The sequence below is a fragment of the Janthinobacterium sp. FW305-129 genome, from assembly GCF_020858115.1.
Classification (GTDB): Bacteria; Pseudomonadota; Gammaproteobacteria; order Burkholderiales; family Burkholderiaceae_D; genus Janthinobacterium.
This window is the reverse complement of the sequence record NZ_JACYMM010000003.1, coordinates 511,061-528,906: the sequence shown is the minus strand read 5'-3', so window position 1 is coordinate 528,906 and position 17,846 is coordinate 511,061. Positions and strand designations below refer to the sequence as shown.

Genomic DNA, 17,846 nt, shown 5'->3' with positions numbered 1-17,846 from the left:
TCGGTGCGCCGGCGCACATGCGCGCCCTGTCCGAAAACAGCGCCTCGGGTACACTGACTCATCGTTCACTATCAGGAGTCAGTCATGTCCGTGTCCATGTATCAGGCAACCATCCCCGTCTTCATCCGCGGCTTGCGGGTCGTCTCGGCCCTGCTGGAAAAAGCGCAAGCGCATGTCGAGGAAGACGGCATCGTGCCCGAGATTTTGCTGGGCGCGCAGCTGGCGCCCGACATGCTGGACCTGACGGCGCAGGTGCAGCGCGCCAGCGATACGTCGAAGATGTCGGTCGAGCGCCTGAGCGGCGTGCCGGCGCCGAAGTTCGAGGATAATGAAGCGTCGTTCGAGCAGTTACAGGAACGCATCGCCAACACCATCGCATATATCGACAGCGTCAATGCGGGCCAGATGGCGGGCAGCGCGCAGAAGGAAGTCGTGCTGAACTGGACGGACGAGGGGACAAAATTCTCGGGCGACGATTACCTGCTCAGCTTTGCCTTGCCGAATTTCTATTTCCACGTCTCCATGGTCCACGCCATCCTGCGCAACAATGGCGTGGCCGTGGGCAAGCTCGATTATCTTGGCCCGTACGACTGAGACTGATTATTGCTGCGGTTGCTGCTGAACCTGGTTTTGCACCGCATTGCCCAGCATGCCGCCGCCGATCACGCCGGCCACCGTCGCCAGCGCCTTGCCGCGGCCGCCACCGACCTGATTGCCGATCAAGCCGCCGATAACGGCGCCCGTTCCGATGCCCACGTAGTTGGGCTGGGCGGGCGCAGGCACCGGTTGCTGCTGGCGGACCGGTTCGCGGTAGGCCGTGTCGCGGTAGCCATCGTTGTTGTCACGGTAGGCAGGACGGGCCTGCGCCACCTGCGTGTGGTGCACGACGCGCTTGTGCACGACGGGTGCCGGGGCTGGTGCCGGAGCAGCTTGCGCCACCACGGGGGCGGCCACGGGCGCTGCCAGCGCAGCGGCGTTGGTCGGCGTCATGGCGGCCACATCGGCAGGTACGGCCGGCACATTTGCCCGCGAATTGGGCAGGATGCCGGCGATGGACGCCGCGCCCACCAAGCACAGGACCGTCACGGAAATGGCGGCGCCGGCCATCAAGGGGTGGATGCGGCTGGCGGTAGTCGTCGTGTTCATGCGTTCTCCTGGGGTGGTATTGCTGGTGTTGTTGATGTGTCCAGATTAGCGGCCCTGCCTGCCCAAGGCTAGCCCTTGCGCTGTATCAAACGTAAGCAGGTGTAAGCCGCACTTTCCAAAGCACAGTAGAATCGGTGCTTCCCCTATTCCGGAGTCCGCCATGAGCCAGTTATTCACGCCGTATGCACTGGGGCCGCTGCCGGTGGCCAACCGCATCGCCATCGCGCCCATGTGCCAGTATTCGGCCGACAACGGCAACGCCACCGACTGGCACATGATCCACTTGGGCCATTTGGCTCTGTCCGGCGCGGGATTGCTGATGACGGAAGCGACGGCCGTCTCGCCCGAGGGGCGCATCTCGGCCGACGACCTGGGCCTGTGGTCGGACGCGAATCAAGCTGCGCTGGCCAAGGTGGTGCAGGCGATCCGCCGCCATGCGCCGATTCCGCTGGTGGTGCAGCTGGGCCATGCGGGACGCAAGGCGTCGAGCCGCGCGCCCTGGCAGGGCGGCGCCTGCGTGCATCTGGCCGAGGGCGGCTGGCAAACGGTGGCTCCGTCCGCCATCGCCCACGCGCCTGGCGAAACCGTGCCGCTCGCCCTCGACGAGATGGGTTTGCTGCAGATCAAGGGGGCGTTTGTCGCCGCCGCCCAGCGCGTGCATGCGCTCGGTATCGAAGGCATCGAATTGCACGCGGCGCATGGCTATCTGCTGCACCAGTTCCTGTCGCCCCTGTCCAACCAGCGCAGCGATGCGTATGGCGGCAGCCTGGACAACCGCATGCGCTTTCCGCTGGAAGTCTATGCAGCCGTGCGCGCCGCGGTGCCCGCCAGCATGGCCGTGGGCGTGCGTATTTCCGCCACCGACTGGGTCGAGGGCGGATGGGACATCGAACAAAGCGTGCGTTTCGCGCAGGAACTCAAGCAGCTGGGCGCCGACTTCATCCACGTCTCCAGCGGCGGCATTTCGCCGCAGCAGCAGATTCCCGTGGGACCCGGTTACCAGGTGGCGTTTGCCGAACGCATCAAGCGCGACAGCGGCTTGCCCACCATCAGCGTGGGCCTGATCACGGAAGCGCAGCAGGCCGAAGACATCATCGCCAACGGCCAGTCCGACATGGTGGCGCTGGCGCGCGCCATCCTGTTCGACCCGCGCTGGCCCTGGCATGCGGCGGCCCAGCTGGGCGCGCACGTGTCGGCGCCGCCGCAGTACTGGCGCTCGCAGCCGCGCGAATACAAGAACCTGTTCGGCGACACGACCCTGGGCCAGCGCTAACAGGTCTGCTCTGCTACACTGACGCTTCTTTCCCATTTCTCCAGGACGCTTCGACATGCGCCATTGATACTGCCGTGCTGTGCACGGCCTCGCCCATCCCGCCACAGCGCCTTGCGCCGCGCGGGTTCGCCAGCCTTGCTCAAGGAGTATCCATGCCCGCATTACTGCAACTCGACCGTCTTTCCTTTGCGCTGCCCGATGGCCGCGCCCTGTTTTCCGATTTGCAATTTTCCTTTGCTTCGCAACGTATCGGCCTCGTCGGCGATAACGGCGTGGGCAAGAGTGTGCTCGCGCGCCTGCTGGCAGGCCGGGCGCAGCCGTCTTCTGGCGCCGTGCGCTGCGACGGCAGCGTGCATTACGTGGCGCAGGAGCTCGATCCGGACCGCTATCCCAGCGTGGCGGCGCTTGCCGGCATGGACGACTTGCTGGCCGCGCTGGCGCGCATCGCTGAAGGCAGCGTCGACGAGGCCGACTACGCCCTGGTGGGCGAACGCTGGGATGCCCACGCCCGTCTGCGCCAGGCGCTCGATGCGCTCGATTTGCGTCATGTCGATGCCGGCACGCCAACGGCCAGCCTGAGCGGCGGCGAACGCCAGCGCATCGCCCTGCAGGGCGCCTGGCTGTCGCAGGCGGACTGGCTGGTGCTCGATGAACCGAGCAACCACCTTGATGCGCATCAACGCGCCCGCCTGGTGGCGCAGATGGCGCGCTGGCCTGGCGGCTTGTTGCTGATCAGCCATGACCGCGGCTTGCTGCAGCACGTCGATGCAATCGTCGAGCTGTCGCCGCAGGGCTTGTGCAGCTATGGCGGCAATTACGCGCTGTATGCGCAGCAGCGCGCGCTGGAGCAGGCCGGTTTTGCTGCCGCCCTGCAGGCGGAAAAGGCTGGTGCCAGACGCGAGCAGCGCGAAGCGCAGCAGCAGGCCGAGCGCCAGCAGCGCCGTGTCGGACGCGGCGAGAGGGAAGGGCGCGAAGGCAATCAAAGCAAGCTGCTGCTCGACGCGAAAAAGGAGAAAAGCCAGGATAGCCAGGGCAAGCTGCGCGTGCGCGCGCAAGAGGCGCAGCAGGCGCGCCAGCAACGGGTGATGGACGCCAGCGCCCGCTGCGCGCCCGAGAACGAACGGCTGCTGCTGGCGCCCGAGAGCCTGGTGCCGAATGGCAAATTGCTGCTGGAATGGCGCGACGTGGTCTTGCCGCACGGCCAGGCGCACGCCATCAGCCTGGTATTGAACGGCCCGCGCCGCCTGGCCGTGACGGGTGACAATGGCAGCGGAAAGTCGACCCTGCTGCGCGTGATCGCCGGACAGCTGGCGCCCGCCAGCGGCGAGTTGCGCTGCCATGCGCAGGTGGCCTGGCTGGACCAGCATGCGGGACTGCAAGACGGCGAGCGCAGCGCCGTGCAACGCTTGCAGGCACGCAACAGCATCATGCCGGAAGGCGAGCTGCGCACGCGGCTGGCGCTGCTGGGCATTGCCGGCGCGCGCGCCACCATGCCCAGCCGTTTGCTCAGCGGCGGCGAGCGCATGAAGGTGGCGCTGGCGGCCGAACTGTATGCGCAGGCGCCGCCGCAACTGCTGCTGCTCGACGAACCCGACAATCATCTGGACCTGGCCAGCCTGCAGGCGCTGGAGCAGATGCTGCTGCAATACCAGGGGGCGTTACTTGTGGTTTCGCACGACCAGGCATTTTTGCAGGCGATAAACCTTGACCCCGAGGGCTTGACATTGCATAAGTGATAATTTAATGAAAAAAGTCACGCTCGATGCCTGTAGAGCATGCTTCATGAACTGATGCTGAATTTTGTTTGATTGTCGGTATAATCCACTGAATAACCGGGCCTATTTGTGAACTAAAACTGCTGGTTCACCAATATGATGACGTTTAATCTGGCACTGTTGTCGGTCACTACCGCGCTGCCAGGGCGTCCTCCTCCGTGCCCTGCCGTGCATGAATTTTGGTTTCGCTTATATTGTTTTCTTGGAGAAATAGCATGTCGTTTTACGAAAAACTCAAAGCCCTCAACATTGAACTGCCAGTCGTTGCCGCACCAGCTGCCGCCTACGTGATGCATGCCCGCACGGGCAACACCGTCTTCCTGTCCGGCCACCTGGCCAAGAAGGATGGCAAGGTCTGGGTCGGCCAACTGGGCAAGGACGTCACCACGGAAGAAGGCAAGATCGCTGCGCGCGGTATCGCCATCGAACTGATCGCCACCCTGCAAGACGCCTGCGGCGGCGACTTGAGCAAAGTCAAGCGCATCGTCAAGGTCATGAGCCTGGTCAATTCCACCTCCGACTTCACGGAACAGCACCTGGTGACCAATGGCGCCTCGGAACTGTTCGTCGAAGTCTTCGGCGACAGCGGCAAGCACGCCCGCTCCGCCTTCGGCGTGGCGCAAATCCCGCTGGGCGCTTGCGTCGAAATCGAGCTGATCGCTGAACTGGCCTGACGCAGTAGCCTGACCACATGAGCATGCCGGCGATAACCGCCGGCTCGCCTTTTCCTCCTTTCCAGCAAGAGCGGAACCGCCATTGGGGTGGAGGGATCGGTGTATTCAAGAAAAAAACGGAGACACGTAATGAAAACGAGTGAACAAGGCTTGCACCGCGGCCTGGGCGAGCGGCAAATCCGCCTGATGGCGCTGGGTGCGGCGATTGGCGTGGGCCTGTTTCTGGGTTCCGGCAACGCCATCAAGATGGCCGGTCCCGGCATCATGCTGTCGTACATCATCGGTGGCGCGGTCATCTTCATGATCATGCGCGCACTGGGCGAAATGGCCGTGCACAACCCGGTTGCCGGCTCCTTCAGCCGCTATGCCCAGGATTACCTGGGCCCCTTGCAAGGCTATCTGACGGGCTGGAACTACTGGTTCCTGTGGCTGGTCACGTGTGTGGCGGAAATTACCGCCGTCGCCATCTACATGGGCATCTGGTTCCCCGACGTGCCGCGCTGGATCTGGGCCCTGGCGGCCTTGGGTTCCATGGGCGCCATCAACCTGCTGGCCGTGAAAGCGTATGGCGAGTTCGAATTCTGGTTTGCTCTGATCAAGGTCGTCACCATCATCCTGATGATCGTCGGCGGCACGGGCATGATCATCTTCGGTTTGGGTAACGGCGGCGTGGCCGTCGGCATCTCGAATCTGTGGACGCATGGCGGTTTCTTCCCGAACGGCGCGCAGGGCGTGCTGATGTCGCTGCAGATGGTGATGTTTGCCTATCTGGGCGTGGAAATGATCGGCCTGACGGCCGGCGAAGCGGCGAACCCGAAGAAATCGATTCCTGACGCCATCAATTCCGTGTTCTGGCGCATCCTGATTTTCTATGTCGGCGCATTGTTCGTCATCCTGTCGATCTACCCATGGAATGAAATCGGCACCACCGGCAGCCCGTTCGTCATGACGTTCGAACGCCTGGGCATCAAGACGGCCGCCGGCATCATCAACTTCGTCGTGCTGACGGCGGCCTTGTCGTCGTGCAATGGCGGCATCTTCAGCACGGGCCGCATGCTGTACAACCTGGCGCTGCAAGGCCAGGCGCCGAAGGCGTTTGCGGAAACGACGGCCAGCGGCGTGCCGCGCCGCGCCATCCTCGTGTCCGTCTTCGCGCTGCTGCTGGGCGTGCTGCTGAATTACCTGGTGCCGGAAAAAGTGTTTATCTGGGTCACCTCGATCTCCACCTTCGGCGCCGTCTGGACCTGGGGCGTGATCCTGGTCACGCAGATCCAGTTCCGCAAGACCTTGAGCCCGCTGGAAATCAAGAACCTGGCCTTCCGCATGCCGTTCGCGCCGTATGGTTCCTGGATTTCGCTGGCGTTCCTGGCGCTGGTGATCGGCCTGATGGCGTATTTCCCCGATACGCGCATCGCCCTGATGGTGGGACCAGCCTGGCTGATCCTGTTGACGGTGCTGTATTACGCGCTGGGCCTGGCGCCGAAAGACCGGCGCGACGACGTGCCGCAAGGCTACGAAGCGGGTTGGCCAGCGGCCGATGCGCCGCACGTCAAGAAGTAAACCAGCGTAGTTGAGCTGAATCAAAAGCGCGCCCCTGCCACTGCAGCGGCGCGCTTTTTCTTTCATAGAAGCAACTTCTTCTGCGCCAGCACTGTTGCGGCTTTGCTGGCGCACGCCTGGCGTTGTTTCCTTGCATCAAAGTTCTGTTTAGCTGAGCCGGTGAAAGCCCTATAATCGCTTAGTTTTGAAAATGGACGCGATCTTTCCGGTTTTTTGCCAGGTAGGGCCGGAGCGCCGTTTTTATGTGTTTTTACCCGTCATGTTCCGAACAACACCTGACAAAACCGTAGCGAGCGGAAGTGAGTTGTGGCTAAGAAGCGCAGCTGTGCGAATGCACAGTGAGCATCGCAGGCCGCGAATCGCGACGCGCAGTAGGTTTTGGCAGGTGTTCAAGTGCATGCCTCATAAAGGAATGCTAGTGAGCCAAACCCTGGTCCAGAAACTTTGCCGCACCAAGCCGATCGATACCACGGTCGAATATGGTGAAGGCCTCAGCAGCAGCGGCTTGAGCCGGTCCATCGGCCTGTTTTCCCTCACCATGATCGGCGTCGGCGCCACCATCGGCACGGGCATTTTCTTTACCATGGTCGAAGCCGTCCCCAAGGCGGGCCCCTCGGTCGTCCTGTCTTTCCTGATCGCCGCCATCACGGCCGGCCTGACGGCCTTGTGTTATGCGGAATTGTCGTTCCGCATCCCCGCCTCCGGCTCCTCGTATTCATTTGCCTACGCCACCGTGGGCGAGTTTCTTGCCTTCATCATGGCTGCCTGTCTGCTGCTCGAATATGGGTTGGCGGGCAGTGCCGTGGCCATCGGCTGGTCGTCCTACCTGAATAATTTCCTGGAAAATGCCTTCGGCTGGCATATCCCCGAGATGCTGCGCACGCCGATGATCGTTTCCGGCCCGCATGGCATGGAGTTCCACGCCGGCCACATCAATCTGCCGCCCATCTTTTTGATCTGCATGTGCGGCTTCCTGCTGCTGCGCGGCGCCAAGGAATCGGCCCTGATGAACGCCATCATGGTCATCATCAAGCTGGCGATCCTCGTGTTTTTCATCGTCATCGCGTTTTCCGGCTTCAATGCCGACAATTTCTTCCCCTTCTTCAATACCGACAATAGCAAGGGCTTTGCCGGCATGACGGGCGTCACGGCGGCGGCCGGCACCGTGTTCTTCTCCTTCATCGGCCTCGATACGGTGGCGACGGCAGGCGATGAAGTGAAAAATCCCACGCGCAATGTGCCGCGCGGCATCCTTGGCGCCTTGCTCATCGTCACCGTGTTTTACCTGCTGGTGGCCGTGGCCGCCCTCGGCGCGCAACAGGCGAAGCTGTTCGAAGGCCAGGAAGCGGGCCTGGCGGTGATCCTGCAAAACGTCACGGGCAAGACCTGGCCCGCATTGGTGCTGTCGGCCGGCGCCGTCATTTCCGTCTTCAGCGTGACCCTGGTGACGATCTACGGCCAGACGCGCATCCTGTTTGCCGTCAGCCGCGACGGCCTGATCCCGAAATCGTTCCAGAAGATCCACCCGCGCACCCTGGTGCCGGTCAGCAATACCATCATCGTCTGCCTGGTGGTGGCCGTGGTGGCCGGTTCCGTCGATGCGACCTATTTGTGGGATATGGTCAGCATCGGCACCCTGACGGCCTTCATGGTGGTCTCGATCGCCGTGCCCGTGCTGCGCCACAAGCAGGGCGCCAACCGCATCGAAGGCTTCAGCGTGCCGTTCGGGCCGTACGTGATTCCTGGCCTGAGCGTACTGGCTTGCCTGTACATCATGCGCGATTTGCCGCATACGACGTTTGTCGTGTTCAGCGTGTGGATGGCGGTCACGGTGGCCATCTATTTCCTGTACAGCATGCGGCATTCGCACCTGGGCAAGAAGACCCGCTAATGCAGCCTGTTCCATCCAAAACCGCCGCGCTTGCCGGCGGTTTTTTTTATTTCTAACCGGAATTTACATGATGAAAATAACTGATCTGGCCGCTTGCGGCTTGCTGGCAAGCAGTCTTCTGGGCATCGCGGCGCAGGCCGCTCCTGCAGCCGAGCCGGCATTGCGCGATTACCGCGCCGTCGCCCTGTCGGCCAATGGGCAGCGCATCGCCGCAATCGAGTCGAGCAGGGCGGAACAGCCACAGCCGCAGCGTCCGCATGCGGCCATCGTCGTGCGCGACGCCGCCAACGGCACCATCGTGCAGCAATTCGACCCGTGCGCCGTGTGTTCCTACGACAAGCCCAGCTGGTCGCCCGATGGCCGGCAACTGGCCTTTGTCGGCTACGACGCCAAGGCGGGCACGGCGCATCTGTACCTGGCCACAATGACACAGGCGCAGGCGCGCGTGTTGACCAGTATCAAAGGCGTGGCCAGCACGGCACGCTGGTCGCCTGACGGCCAGCAGCTGGCGCTGCTGGCCACGGTGGGCGCGCGCAAGCTGGCGGGTGCTGTCGAAGCGGGTGCGCGCCAGGTGGGCGAAGTGGGCAGCGAAGACGATGCCCAGCGCATCGCCGTCGTGCCGGTCAGCGGCGGCGAGCTGCGCTTGCTGTCACCCGCCGACACCTATGTGTATGAATATAATTGGACGCCCGATGGGCGCGGTTTTGTCGCCACCAGCGCGCAAGGCAATGGCGACAGCAACTGGTGGGTTGCCAAGCTCAGCCATATTGACGGCGACACGGGCGCCCTGCGCGTGATCGCGGCGCCGGCCATGCAGCTGAACTTGCCGTCGGTCTCGCCGGACGGCAAGACGGTAGCCTTCATCGGCGGCCTGATGAGCGATTTCGGCTCCATCGGCGGCGATATTTATACCGTCCCGCTGGCCGGCGGCACGCCGCGCAATCTCACGCCCGATTACCGCGGCACCTTCAATGGCGTCGTCTGGCGCGGCGCCGGCTTGCTGGCGACGGCCCTGATCGACTCGCAGCTGGCGCTGGTGCCCGTCGATGCGCAAACGGGTCCGGCCCAGCCCGTGCTGCTCGGAGAACTGAGCAGCAGCGGCAGCGATGGCCGTCTGTCGTTCAGCGCCGATGGCTTGCAAGCGGCGGCGGCACAGGAAGACTTTACGCACGCCAGCTACCTGGTGGCGGGACCGGTAGGCCAGCTGAAAAAGATTACGCGCGACAATGACGGCTTTGCGCCGCAACTGACGGTGCAGAACGTGGGCTGGAACAACGAGCAATACAAGGTGCAAGGCTGGCTGCTGGGGCCGTTGAAGGCGGACGCAGGCAAGCGCTACCCGATGATCGTCAACGTGCATGGCGGGCCCGGCGCCGCCGCCTCGCCCCGTTACGTCGCGGCGAGCACGCTGATCCACGAATTGACGCAAAAGGGCTATTTCGTCTTCCTGCCCAATCCGCGCGGCAGTTTTGGCCAGGGCCAGGCATTTACGCGCGCCAACATGGCGGACTTTGGCGGCGGCGACTGGCGCGACATCCTGGCCGGTATTGATGCCGCGCAAAAAGTGGCGCCCATCGATGGCCAGCGCCTGGGCTTGATCGGCCATTCGTATGGCGGCTTCATGACCATGTGGGGCGTCACGCACAGCGACCGCTTCAAGGCGGCCGTGGCCGGCGCTGGCGTGTCGAACTGGATCAGTTATTATGGCCAGAACGGCATCAACCAGTGGATGATCCCGTTCTTCGGCGCCTCCGCGTATGACACGCCGGACGTCTACCGCCGTGCCTCGCCCATCGAATCGATCAAGGCAGCGAAGACGCCGACCCTGATCTATGTGGGCGAGCGCGACGTGGAAACGCCGGCCGCCCAGTCGCTGGAATTCTGGCATGGCTTGCGCGCCATGGGCGTGCCGTCCAGCCTGTTCATCTACGACGGCGAAGGCCATTCCTTCCGCAAGCCCGAGCACCAGCGCGACTTGCAGAAGCGCACCGTCGGCTGGTTCGAACAATATTTGAAGTAAGTTGCGCAGGCTTAGCGCGGGGCCACAATATGCACGATCGCCGCGCTATGCACCACGATCTTGTCCGCATCCGCCTGCAATAATCGGATGCGGCGCTGCACCAGCGGCCAGCCCGACCAGGCCACGTCGCTGGCGGGCGGTGCTGCAGAGGCCGCCAGCGGGGCGCTGATGGCGGCCTTGTCGTCGAGCTGCTCCAGCGCGCGCGACAGGGTCAGGCACACTTGCGTGTGGCTGTGGCCGAGCAGGGCGTTGACGGGCGCGACGGGCAACTGGCTGGCATGGCGCCCCAGGATCGAGCGCAGCGCCGCCACGTGGGCCACCAGCAAGTAATTTTGCACGATGAACAGGTTGATGTCTTCCACGGCCCGCTGCTTGCTGGCCGGTTCGTCGAGCATGCGCACCAGCGCCGAGCTGAGCGCGGCCAGGCTGTCCATCAGGCGCTTGCGCTCGATGCGGTAGGCAAAGTCGTCGAAACATTTTCCCTGCAGTAACTCGAAGCTGGCTTGCATATACGACAGGTTGACGTTGAGCACCTGGCGCACGAGGCGCGGCAGGCTCTGGTATTCCCAATTGGCCAGCACGAAGCTGAACACGGTGGCCACCGCCGCGCCGATCAGGGTATCGATCAAACGCTCGCTGACGAGGTTCGGGTTGCTGGGCGCCACCAGATGCATTTGCAACAGAATCATCAGGCTGACGGCGATGGCCGTGTAGCGGTAGCGCAAGTAAATAAAGGTGGGCGTGGCGACGATGGAGAGAAATAAAATCCCCATCAGCACGATATTGCTGTGCACGAAGCGGATCACGATGGCCGTGACCACGCAGCCGATGATGGTGCCAATGATGCGGTCGGCGCGGCGCTGGCGCGTCATGCTGAACGTGGGGCGCAGGATGATGACGATGGTCAAGACGATCCAGTAGCTGTGGGCAGCATACGGCAGCCAGTGGCCGATCAGCAACCCCACGGAGATGGCCATCGACACGCGCAGGGCGAAGCGGAACACGGGCGAATCCAGGCGCAGATTCGCCAGCAGAGTCTTCAGCTCGTATTTCTGCTGCGACAAGAACGGCGCCATGTCGGCGCCGCTCCAGAATGGCACATCGGCATAGACTTTTTGCGTGGCCAGGTGCAGCTCGGCGATCATTTTCAGAATGGCGCGGATCTTGTTGCGCTGCGCGCGCAGGGTCGCCAGCGCTTCTTGCGCATTGTTTCCTTGTGCGTGCAGGCGTGCGATCTCCGCCTCGATGGCGGCCCATTCCTTGTCATAGCTGATCTGCGCATACGAGGCGCGCTTGCGCGTGACGGCATACGCCACGGACTCGATATCGCGCGCCGCCTTGTAGGCCAGGTCATGCAGGGATTTGAGCACGTCCGAGTCGGCCAGGTGCTGGCGCAGCAGCGCGTAATCCGTGTGCGTGGACAGGATCAGTTCATATAAATCGAGCATGCACACATGCACTTGCACCACGATAGCATCCTTGCTGTTTTTGTGGCTGCGCAAGATCAAATCACGCGACGCTTGCTGGCGGTCGGCCAGGATGCTTTGATGGCGCACCAGCTTGTTGAACTGCTCCGTCAAATTGAAACGCGTGTCGTAGAAATCGGCCTTGATGTCGATGTAGGCGGCCAGTTCGAACAGGGCTTCTGCCAGCACTTGCTGTTTGATGCGGTGGCGCAAGACCCAGGCGATGGCCATGGCGTAGGCCAGATAGATCAAGCCCCCCAGCATGAACAGGCCTGCATGGTGGAACGATTGCTGCCACGTCATCTGGTGTTCCATCGACATGGTCATGATGAACAGGGCGGCCAGCTGCAAAGGCATGGATTTCTTGCCGTACACCACCATCATGCTGGCAAGAAAACTGACGAGGACCAGCACCGTCATCAACAGCCATTGCACGGGCCCGCACAGGCTGATCAACAAGGTGACGGCGCTGCACAGCAGCACCGAAGCCAGCATTTCGTTGAACTTGTGGCGCAGGGGGCTGGGCATGTCCATCAGGGTCGTGCACAGGGCGCCGATGCATACCGTCATGGCGGTGGCGCTGTCGCTGATTTCCTGGACCAGCAAGGCGAGGCCGACCAGGCCGATGGCCACGCGCAAGCCCAGGTAAAAATAATGGCTGTAAATAAAGGTGCGCAGGTTCAGTGCGTAGTGCATGGGATTACCTTGTGGGTAGGGCACAGAAAGAGGCGCCGCACCGGGGTCTCCGATGCGGCGCCAGGATGTTGCAGTCGCTACAGCCTTGATTTACATCAGGGCAATGACAGGATATCTCCGCCACTCGGGCTCGGCAAAGCGCTGGCAGTGCTCAAAAATGAAGTCGAGCACGGCTTCCTGGTTGCTCAGCAGGGCCGGGTTGGCTGCTTTCCAATCGGCAAATTTGGCCGCCAGCGCCGGCTCGTCGCGCAGCAGTTCCGACGCCATGTCTTCGAAGACGTAATTGGAAAACGCTTCTTTCTTCTCCAGCACGCTGTTGAAGAAGCCCCAGCGGAAGAAGCTGTCGTGCGCCTGCGGTTCCAGCGTTTCCACGGCGTAGCGCGCGTTATCCTGGTCCAGGCTGATCACATAATCGCCCGCCTGCACGGTGAACTGGCCCGTGCGCGCTTCCACTTCCACCGTATCGTGGAACATGTGGCCTTCGTAGGCCGTGGCCCGCGTGCCGACGTTGGCAATGTGGTAGTAACGCGCCGTTAGCGTCTGTTCAGCGGTGATGCGGTGCATTTCGACGCCGTTCCAGCGCAGGCGCTCGATCACTTCGCGCCAGGCTTGCGGCACGACATAGGCTTTCGGTGCGGCCACGGTGACGTCCGCATCGAAGCGGTTGTAGTAAGCGATGTCGCGTTCCCACGGCTGCGAGCGGTCGTAGGACAGGCGCTGGTAGTCGCCCAGCACGCTAGCCGTGTATTTGGCCGCGTAGCCCTTGAAGGGGAAGGTCGACGGTTGTTCCTCGTTCATGCTCCAGTGGATCGGCCACTCGGCTTGCGTGCGTCCCGCTGCCTTGGCTTGCGCGCGCAGTTGCTTGATCTGTTCGCCGTGTTTGACCGTGAACGCCATCGTGATGTCGAGCAGGGCGCGCATGGACGCGTAGCGGTCGGCAAACGGTTTCAGCATGTGCGTTTCCGGCATGAAACCGATGACGTGATGCAAGGCCGCAAAACCGGTCGAGAAACGGGGCACTTCGAGGAATTCGGCGATGCCGTGGTCCGGGCTGTCCTTGACGGGGTTCACGTACGGGCACGTGGGCCAGCCGGCCTGTTCCATGTGTGCAAAGATGTGCGGCAGCATGGTGTCTTGCAGGAAGGGACCGAGGCCATTGCCCAGCTTATCCGTCTGCGTGTGAATCAGGGTCATCGTGTACGGGTAGTCGGCGCCGTTCGACGTGTGCGTGTCGACCATCACGTCCGGATCCCAGCTGGCCAGCAGGCGGTTGAACACTTGCGCGTTCAGGCTGTCGCACTTGATGAAATCGCGGTTCAAGTCCAGGTGGCGGCTGTTGCCGCGGAAACCGAATTGCTCCGGGCCATCCTGGTTCACGCGCGAGGTATTTGCGCGGTTCAGGCTGCCATCGACGTTGTAGATCGGAATGAACAGCAGCACGGTGCTGCCCAGCGCCTCCAGGCGCTCCGGCTGCGTGCAGAGGTCGCGCACGATGGCCATGCAGGCGTCGATGCCTTCCGGTTCGCCCGGGTGGATGCCGTTATTGTTGAAGAACACGGTGCGGCCCGCGCGCTTGATTTGCTCGCGGTCAAACACGCCGTCCGCGCTGACGACGCCAGCGTGGATGGGCACGCCAGAATCGGACAGGCCGATCTGTTCGAAGTGCAGCACCTGCGGATAGCGTGCGGCGAGATCTTGATAGAAGGTGATGCATTCCAGCCAGGTCGTAGTCTGGTTGTGGTTACCGAGTTCGTAGGTCGTGCGCAAGTCTGGTGGCATAGCGGTCTGAGTCTGGGAGGGGGAAGGCGCGCTGGGTAAGTACGCCCGCTAGGGGCCAATTGTAGCACCGGCGCTCTTGCCTTGATGCGCAACAGGAGGCGATCGCCGGACTTGTGTTATGAATACGTTTCAGGCGCAAGGATGGAGGCGGCATGGGCAAGACGGCGATGGCAGCGATGGCGGCGCTGGTGTGGGGGATATGCCTGGCGGCACAGGCGGCGCCGTTGCGCTTGCCGGCGGGCAAGGAGCCCGTGGCGCAGGGCGGCTCCGTGACGGCCGCCGCACAGGGGGTGCTGATACGCTACCGGGGCTGGCTGCTGGCCGTTGATGGAGCGGCGTCCGAGCAGATGCCTGACGTCTTGCTGACGTCGGCGGAGGCGGGCCAGGCGCCGCAGTTGCGGGTCGGCACGCTGCAGCGTGCCTTGCCAGTATGGGCGGCCTTCGAGTTGATCAAGGGCAGCACGCGCCTGCGCATCACGGCACTGCCGGGGCCGGATGAGATGCCCGCGCTGCTGCTGGACTTTGGCGAGGCCGATTACCGCATCGTGATTCCCGCCGCCCACATCGAACGGCAAGCCTATCCGTTGCTGGCGCAGCGCTTTCCCGGCGCCGACCTGGCCTTGCTGCTGCAGGATGGCAGGAGGGTGATGTTGCCGCTGGGAAGTGGCCGCGCGCCAGTGTTTGGCGAGGAGCAAGCCGTGCCTTACCGCTTTGCCAAGGTAAAACGCTAGGCAAAAAAAAGCCACTCCCGCAGGAGTGGCTCAGGCTAAAGCGCCCGTTGCCGGGTTATTGCTTTTTGTTATTCAGCGCCCATTTCTTTCAGCAGGTTATCTGCGTGGTCGATGTGTTTCATGTTCCACAGCATGTAGCGCAGGTCGACCTGGATCGAACGGGTGTTGGCCTTGTTGTAGTCCCAGTCGGAAATGATCGAGTCCAAGGTGCCGTCGAAGGCCAGGCCGATGAATTCACCTTTCGAATTCAGGGCTGCCGAACCGGAGTTGCCGCCGGTGATGTCCAGGGTCGCCAGGTAGTCGACCGGCACGGTTTTCAGCTTCGGATCGACAAATTTGCCGAAGTCCTTGGCTTTGATCGCGGCCAGTTGTTTCGCTGGTGCATTGAACTCACCTTCGCCCGTGGCTTTGGCAACGACGCCATTGACGGTGGTGAAGGCGGTCCAGGTGGTGCCGTCGGCGCCATGGTCACGGCCGGCAACTTTGCCGAACGTTACGCGCAGGGTGCTGTTGGCGTCAGGATAGACGGCTTGGCCCTTGCTCTTCATGAAGGCGATCTTGGCTTTCATGTAGTTGGCGTAGGCTTGCTGGATCTTGCCTGCCAGTTCTTCGTCTTCCGCTTCGTTTTTCAGCGAATCCGGATACATGGCGACGGCTGCCTGGATGAAGCTGTCCTTGCTGGCCTGGAATTCGGCAGGCGTGCGTTTCAGCCAGGCTGCGCGTTCTTCCTTGTCGGCCAGCTTGCTGCCGGCATACAGTTTGTCCAGGGCGGCGGACAAGTCGGCCTGCGACATGCCATCCTTGATGCCGATGGCGGCGTCGAAGCTGGCGCGGCGCTGTGCTGCCGGTTGCGCGGCGTACTTGGTCAGGCTGTTCAGTACCAGCGCCTTGTCGACTTTTTCATCGTAGGTGCGCTCGACCGACGTGACGCTCGAGGTCAGGCGCGGCAAATCGCGCGTCTGGTAGCCGGACTTGCGTTCCGTATCGGCCTTGGTGCCTTCGTTGGACAGGCGGTACAGGCTGCGTGCCGTGTTCAGCAGGCGCGGCTGTGCGTAGCTGAGGAAGAAATCGCGCTTGGTGTCGGCATCGCGCTCGGCGATCAGCTTTTCCACTTGCTCGATGTCGCCGGCAAATTCCGCCTTGCGGGCAGGATTGGCGTTGACCCAGGTTTTCAGGGCTTCGTGTTCCGTCGTCTTGCGCGCCAGGAAGTCGCTGCCGGCGTAGGAATCGAGCATGCCTTGGCGGTTCTTGTAGTAATTGTTCACGCCGGCAACTTGACCTGCGTATTTCAGGGCCACATCCTTGTTGTCCTTGGTTTCGCGCGCGATGATGGCCAGGGTTTCGCCCGACGCTTTCACGAAGGCCGGATAGTTCCAGTCAAACGTAAACGCCACTTCCGATGGCAGGCGGTGACGGTTGGTGCGGCCAGGATAGCCCAGCGCCATGACGAAATCGCCTTCTTTCAAGCCATCCTTGGCCAGTTTCAGCACGTGTTTTGGCTGGTAAGGCACGTTGTCCTTGCTGAAATCGGCAGCTTTGCCGTCTTTGCTGACATAGGCGCGGTAGAAACCGTAGTCGCCCGTGTGGCGCGGCCACATCCAGTTGTCCGTGTCGCCGCCGAATTTGCCCACGCCGGCCGGAGGCGCGTGCACCAGGCGCACGTCGCGGATTTCCAGTTGCTTGATCAGGTAGAACTCCAGGCCGCCGTAGTAGCTCGACACGGTGCAGCGGAAGCCCGCTTCTTTTTCGCATTCGGCGACCAGTTTCTTCTGGTTTTTCTCGATCGCATCGATGCGCGCCTTGCCTTGCAGCTTGGCCACGTCGGCGCTGATGATCTTGTCGCTGACATTGGTCACGGCCGAGGTGACGAAGATGCGGCTGCCTGGGGCGGCCGGCAGTTCTTCAGCGAACGTCTTGGCCAGGAAACCGTTGGCCAGCAAATCGCGCTCTTTGGTCGAATTGACCGCCACGCTGTTGTAGACGCAATGGTGGTTGGTGGCAACCAGGCCTTGCGGCGAAACGAACGAGGCCGAGCAACCGCCCAGGCTGACGATGGCGCCCATGGGGAACTCGGTCAGCTTGGTCAGGGTAGCCGGATCGAGTTTCAGTCCGGCGGCTTTCAGTTCCTTGGCTACTTGTGGCAGCTGTTGGGGCATCCACATGCCTTCATCGGCGTGTGCGAAGTTGCTCAGGATGGCGAGCGCGATTAGAGATTTTTTCATTCGAGTTCTGTTCTTTTACATTGTAGGGAAGTCGGAATCAGCGGAGTACCCGCTGATTGTGCAGCGGGCGACATAGAGTATCCGTATCGAACCGGCACTAGTCAATCACATTTTCCGGGGAGCATGTTTGTAGTCGATTGCTTAAATGGCACTATTCTCGGCGCTGCAGGGGCAGAAACTGGCTGCCAGGACGCATTTTTCCGTGCTGCGGCTGTGGTATTGTCCATACATGTCCTGGCGGCAATAAAAAAAGGCCGGACGCTTGCGCGGCCCGGCCTCCTCGTGATGGACCGTGTGTTGCTGGTCTAGCGTATTTTGCCGCGGCGCAAAAGATTGACGATGCCGAGCAGGATCACGGCGCCCAGGAACGAAACGAGCAGCGAAGACAGGCTGAAATTGTCGCTATTGATGGTGCCCGTGCCGAACAGCGGCGCCAGCAGCCAGCCGCCCAGGAAGGCGCCGACGATGCCGACGACGATATTGAGGAAGATGCCCTGTTGCGCATCGGTTTTCATGACCATGCTGGCCAGCCAGCCGATGACGCCGCCAATAACGATCCAGATTATGAAATTCATGTAGTCCTCCGCACGTTGGGTGAGTGGTTGTGCCAGAG

13 protein-coding genes are annotated in these 17,846 nt (G+C 62.2%); 8 read left to right on the top strand and 5 right to left on the bottom strand.

All coding sequences use genetic code 11. The features are described from left to right. Positions 1 to 84 precede the first annotated feature (84 nt). Positions 85 to 594, top strand: a complete 510-nt coding sequence (locus tag IGS61_RS08750) for a DUF1993 domain-containing protein (RefSeq protein ID WP_046684523.1) — start codon at positions 85 to 87, stop codon at positions 592 to 594. A 6-nt stretch (positions 595 to 600) separates the two neighbouring features. Here the strand turns inward: IGS61_RS08750 and IGS61_RS08745 are convergent, their stop codons facing one another. Then, the gene (locus IGS61_RS08745; protein WP_230539215.1) at positions 601 to 1,146 is read right to left on the bottom strand and encodes a glycine zipper 2TM domain-containing protein; all 546 of its coding nucleotides are present in this window, start codon (positions 1,144 to 1,146) and stop codon (positions 601 to 603) included. 160 nt (positions 1,147 to 1,306) lie between these two features. On the opposite strand from IGS61_RS08745, the gene IGS61_RS08740 reads away from it, so the two are divergent. The 6 genes from IGS61_RS08740 (at position 1,307) to IGS61_RS08715 (ending at position 10,339) form a co-directional block, all read left to right on the top strand. Beyond that, entirely contained in the window at positions 1,307 to 2,419 is a 1,113-nt protein-coding gene (locus tag IGS61_RS08740; protein WP_230539214.1) for an NADH:flavin oxidoreductase/NADH oxidase, read from the top strand. Between the two features lie 152 nt (positions 2,420 to 2,571). Further along, complete coding sequence (locus tag IGS61_RS08735) at positions 2,572 to 4,155, top strand: ATP-binding cassette domain-containing protein (RefSeq protein WP_230539213.1); 1,584 nt, start codon at positions 2,572 to 2,574, stop codon at positions 4,153 to 4,155. Between the two features lie 254 nt (positions 4,156 to 4,409). Next, the gene (locus IGS61_RS08730; RefSeq protein WP_230539212.1) at positions 4,410 to 4,868 is read left to right on the top strand and encodes a RidA family protein; all 459 of its coding nucleotides are present in this window, start codon (positions 4,410 to 4,412) and stop codon (positions 4,866 to 4,868) included. A gap of 129 nt (positions 4,869 to 4,997) precedes the next feature. Further along, a complete protein-coding gene (locus IGS61_RS08725) occupies positions 4,998 to 6,428 on the top strand; it encodes an amino acid permease (protein WP_230539211.1) in 1,431 nt (476 codons plus the stop codon). A gap of 418 nt (positions 6,429 to 6,846) precedes the next feature. Further along, on the top strand, positions 6,847 to 8,319 hold the full coding sequence (locus tag IGS61_RS08720) for an amino acid permease (protein ID WP_230539210.1): 1,473 nt from the start codon (positions 6,847 to 6,849) through the stop codon (positions 8,317 to 8,319). A 67-nt stretch (positions 8,320 to 8,386) separates the two neighbouring features. Further along, entirely contained in the window at positions 8,387 to 10,339 is a 1,953-nt protein-coding gene (locus tag IGS61_RS08715) for a S9 family peptidase (RefSeq protein WP_230539209.1), read from the top strand. A gap of 11 nt (positions 10,340 to 10,350) precedes the next feature. On the opposite strand, the gene IGS61_RS08710 is transcribed toward IGS61_RS08715, so the two are convergent. Further along, the gene (locus IGS61_RS08710) at positions 10,351 to 12,501 is read right to left on the bottom strand and encodes an FUSC family protein (RefSeq protein ID WP_230539208.1); all 2,151 of its coding nucleotides are present in this window, start codon (positions 12,499 to 12,501) and stop codon (positions 10,351 to 10,353) included. A 90-nt stretch (positions 12,502 to 12,591) separates the two neighbouring features. Beyond that, entirely contained in the window at positions 12,592 to 14,280 is a 1,689-nt protein-coding gene (locus tag IGS61_RS08705; protein WP_230539207.1) for a M14 family zinc carboxypeptidase, read from the bottom strand. Between the two features lie 152 nt (positions 14,281 to 14,432). On the opposite strand from IGS61_RS08705, the gene IGS61_RS08700 reads away from it, so the two are divergent. Then, a complete protein-coding gene (locus IGS61_RS08700) occupies positions 14,433 to 15,011 on the top strand; it encodes a hypothetical protein (protein ID WP_230539206.1) in 579 nt (192 codons plus the stop codon). Positions 15,012 to 15,079: 68 nt separating this feature from the next. Here the strand turns inward: IGS61_RS08700 and IGS61_RS08695 are convergent, their stop codons facing one another. Together IGS61_RS08695 and IGS61_RS08690 are read right to left on the bottom strand one after the other, a co-directional pair. Next, positions 15,080 to 17,233: a S46 family peptidase gene (locus IGS61_RS08695; protein WP_230539205.1), complete on the bottom strand. Its 2,154-nt coding sequence runs from the start codon at positions 17,231 to 17,233 to the stop codon at positions 15,080 to 15,082. A 305-nt stretch (positions 17,234 to 17,538) separates the two neighbouring features. Beyond that, the gene (locus IGS61_RS08690; protein ID WP_071075198.1) at positions 17,539 to 17,808 is read right to left on the bottom strand and encodes a GlsB/YeaQ/YmgE family stress response membrane protein; all 270 of its coding nucleotides are present in this window, start codon (positions 17,806 to 17,808) and stop codon (positions 17,539 to 17,541) included. Positions 17,809 to 17,846 lie beyond the last annotated feature (38 nt).

Excerpts from the sequence above, each read along its gene's own strand:
- IGS61_RS08750 (WP_046684523.1), top strand. The coding sequence starts at position 85 with ATGTCCGTGTCCATGTATCAGGCAACCATCCCCGTCTTCATCCGCGGC.
- IGS61_RS08745 (WP_230539215.1), bottom strand. The coding sequence starts at position 1,146 with ATGAACACGACGACTACCGCCAGCCGCATCCACCCCTTGATGGCCGGC.
- IGS61_RS08740 (WP_230539214.1), top strand. The coding sequence starts at position 1,307 with ATGAGCCAGTTATTCACGCCGTATGCACTGGGGCCGCTGCCGGTGGCC.
- IGS61_RS08735 (WP_230539213.1), top strand. The coding sequence starts at position 2,572 with ATGCCCGCATTACTGCAACTCGACCGTCTTTCCTTTGCGCTGCCCGAT.
- IGS61_RS08730 (WP_230539212.1), top strand. The coding sequence starts at position 4,410 with ATGTCGTTTTACGAAAAACTCAAAGCCCTCAACATTGAACTGCCAGTC.
- IGS61_RS08725 (WP_230539211.1), top strand. The coding sequence starts at position 4,998 with ATGAAAACGAGTGAACAAGGCTTGCACCGCGGCCTGGGCGAGCGGCAA.
- IGS61_RS08715 (WP_230539209.1), top strand. The coding sequence starts at position 8,387 with ATGATGAAAATAACTGATCTGGCCGCTTGCGGCTTGCTGGCAAGCAGT.
- IGS61_RS08710 (WP_230539208.1), bottom strand. The coding sequence starts at position 12,501 with ATGCACTACGCACTGAACCTGCGCACCTTTATTTACAGCCATTATTTT.
- IGS61_RS08705 (WP_230539207.1), bottom strand. The coding sequence starts at position 14,280 with ATGCCACCAGACTTGCGCACGACCTACGAACTCGGTAACCACAACCAG.
- IGS61_RS08700 (WP_230539206.1), top strand. The coding sequence starts at position 14,433 with ATGGGCAAGACGGCGATGGCAGCGATGGCGGCGCTGGTGTGGGGGATA.
- IGS61_RS08695 (WP_230539205.1), bottom strand. The coding sequence starts at position 17,233 with ATGAAAAAATCTCTAATCGCGCTCGCCATCCTGAGCAACTTCGCACAC.
- IGS61_RS08690 (WP_071075198.1), bottom strand. The coding sequence starts at position 17,808 with ATGAATTTCATAATCTGGATCGTTATTGGCGGCGTCATCGGCTGGCTG.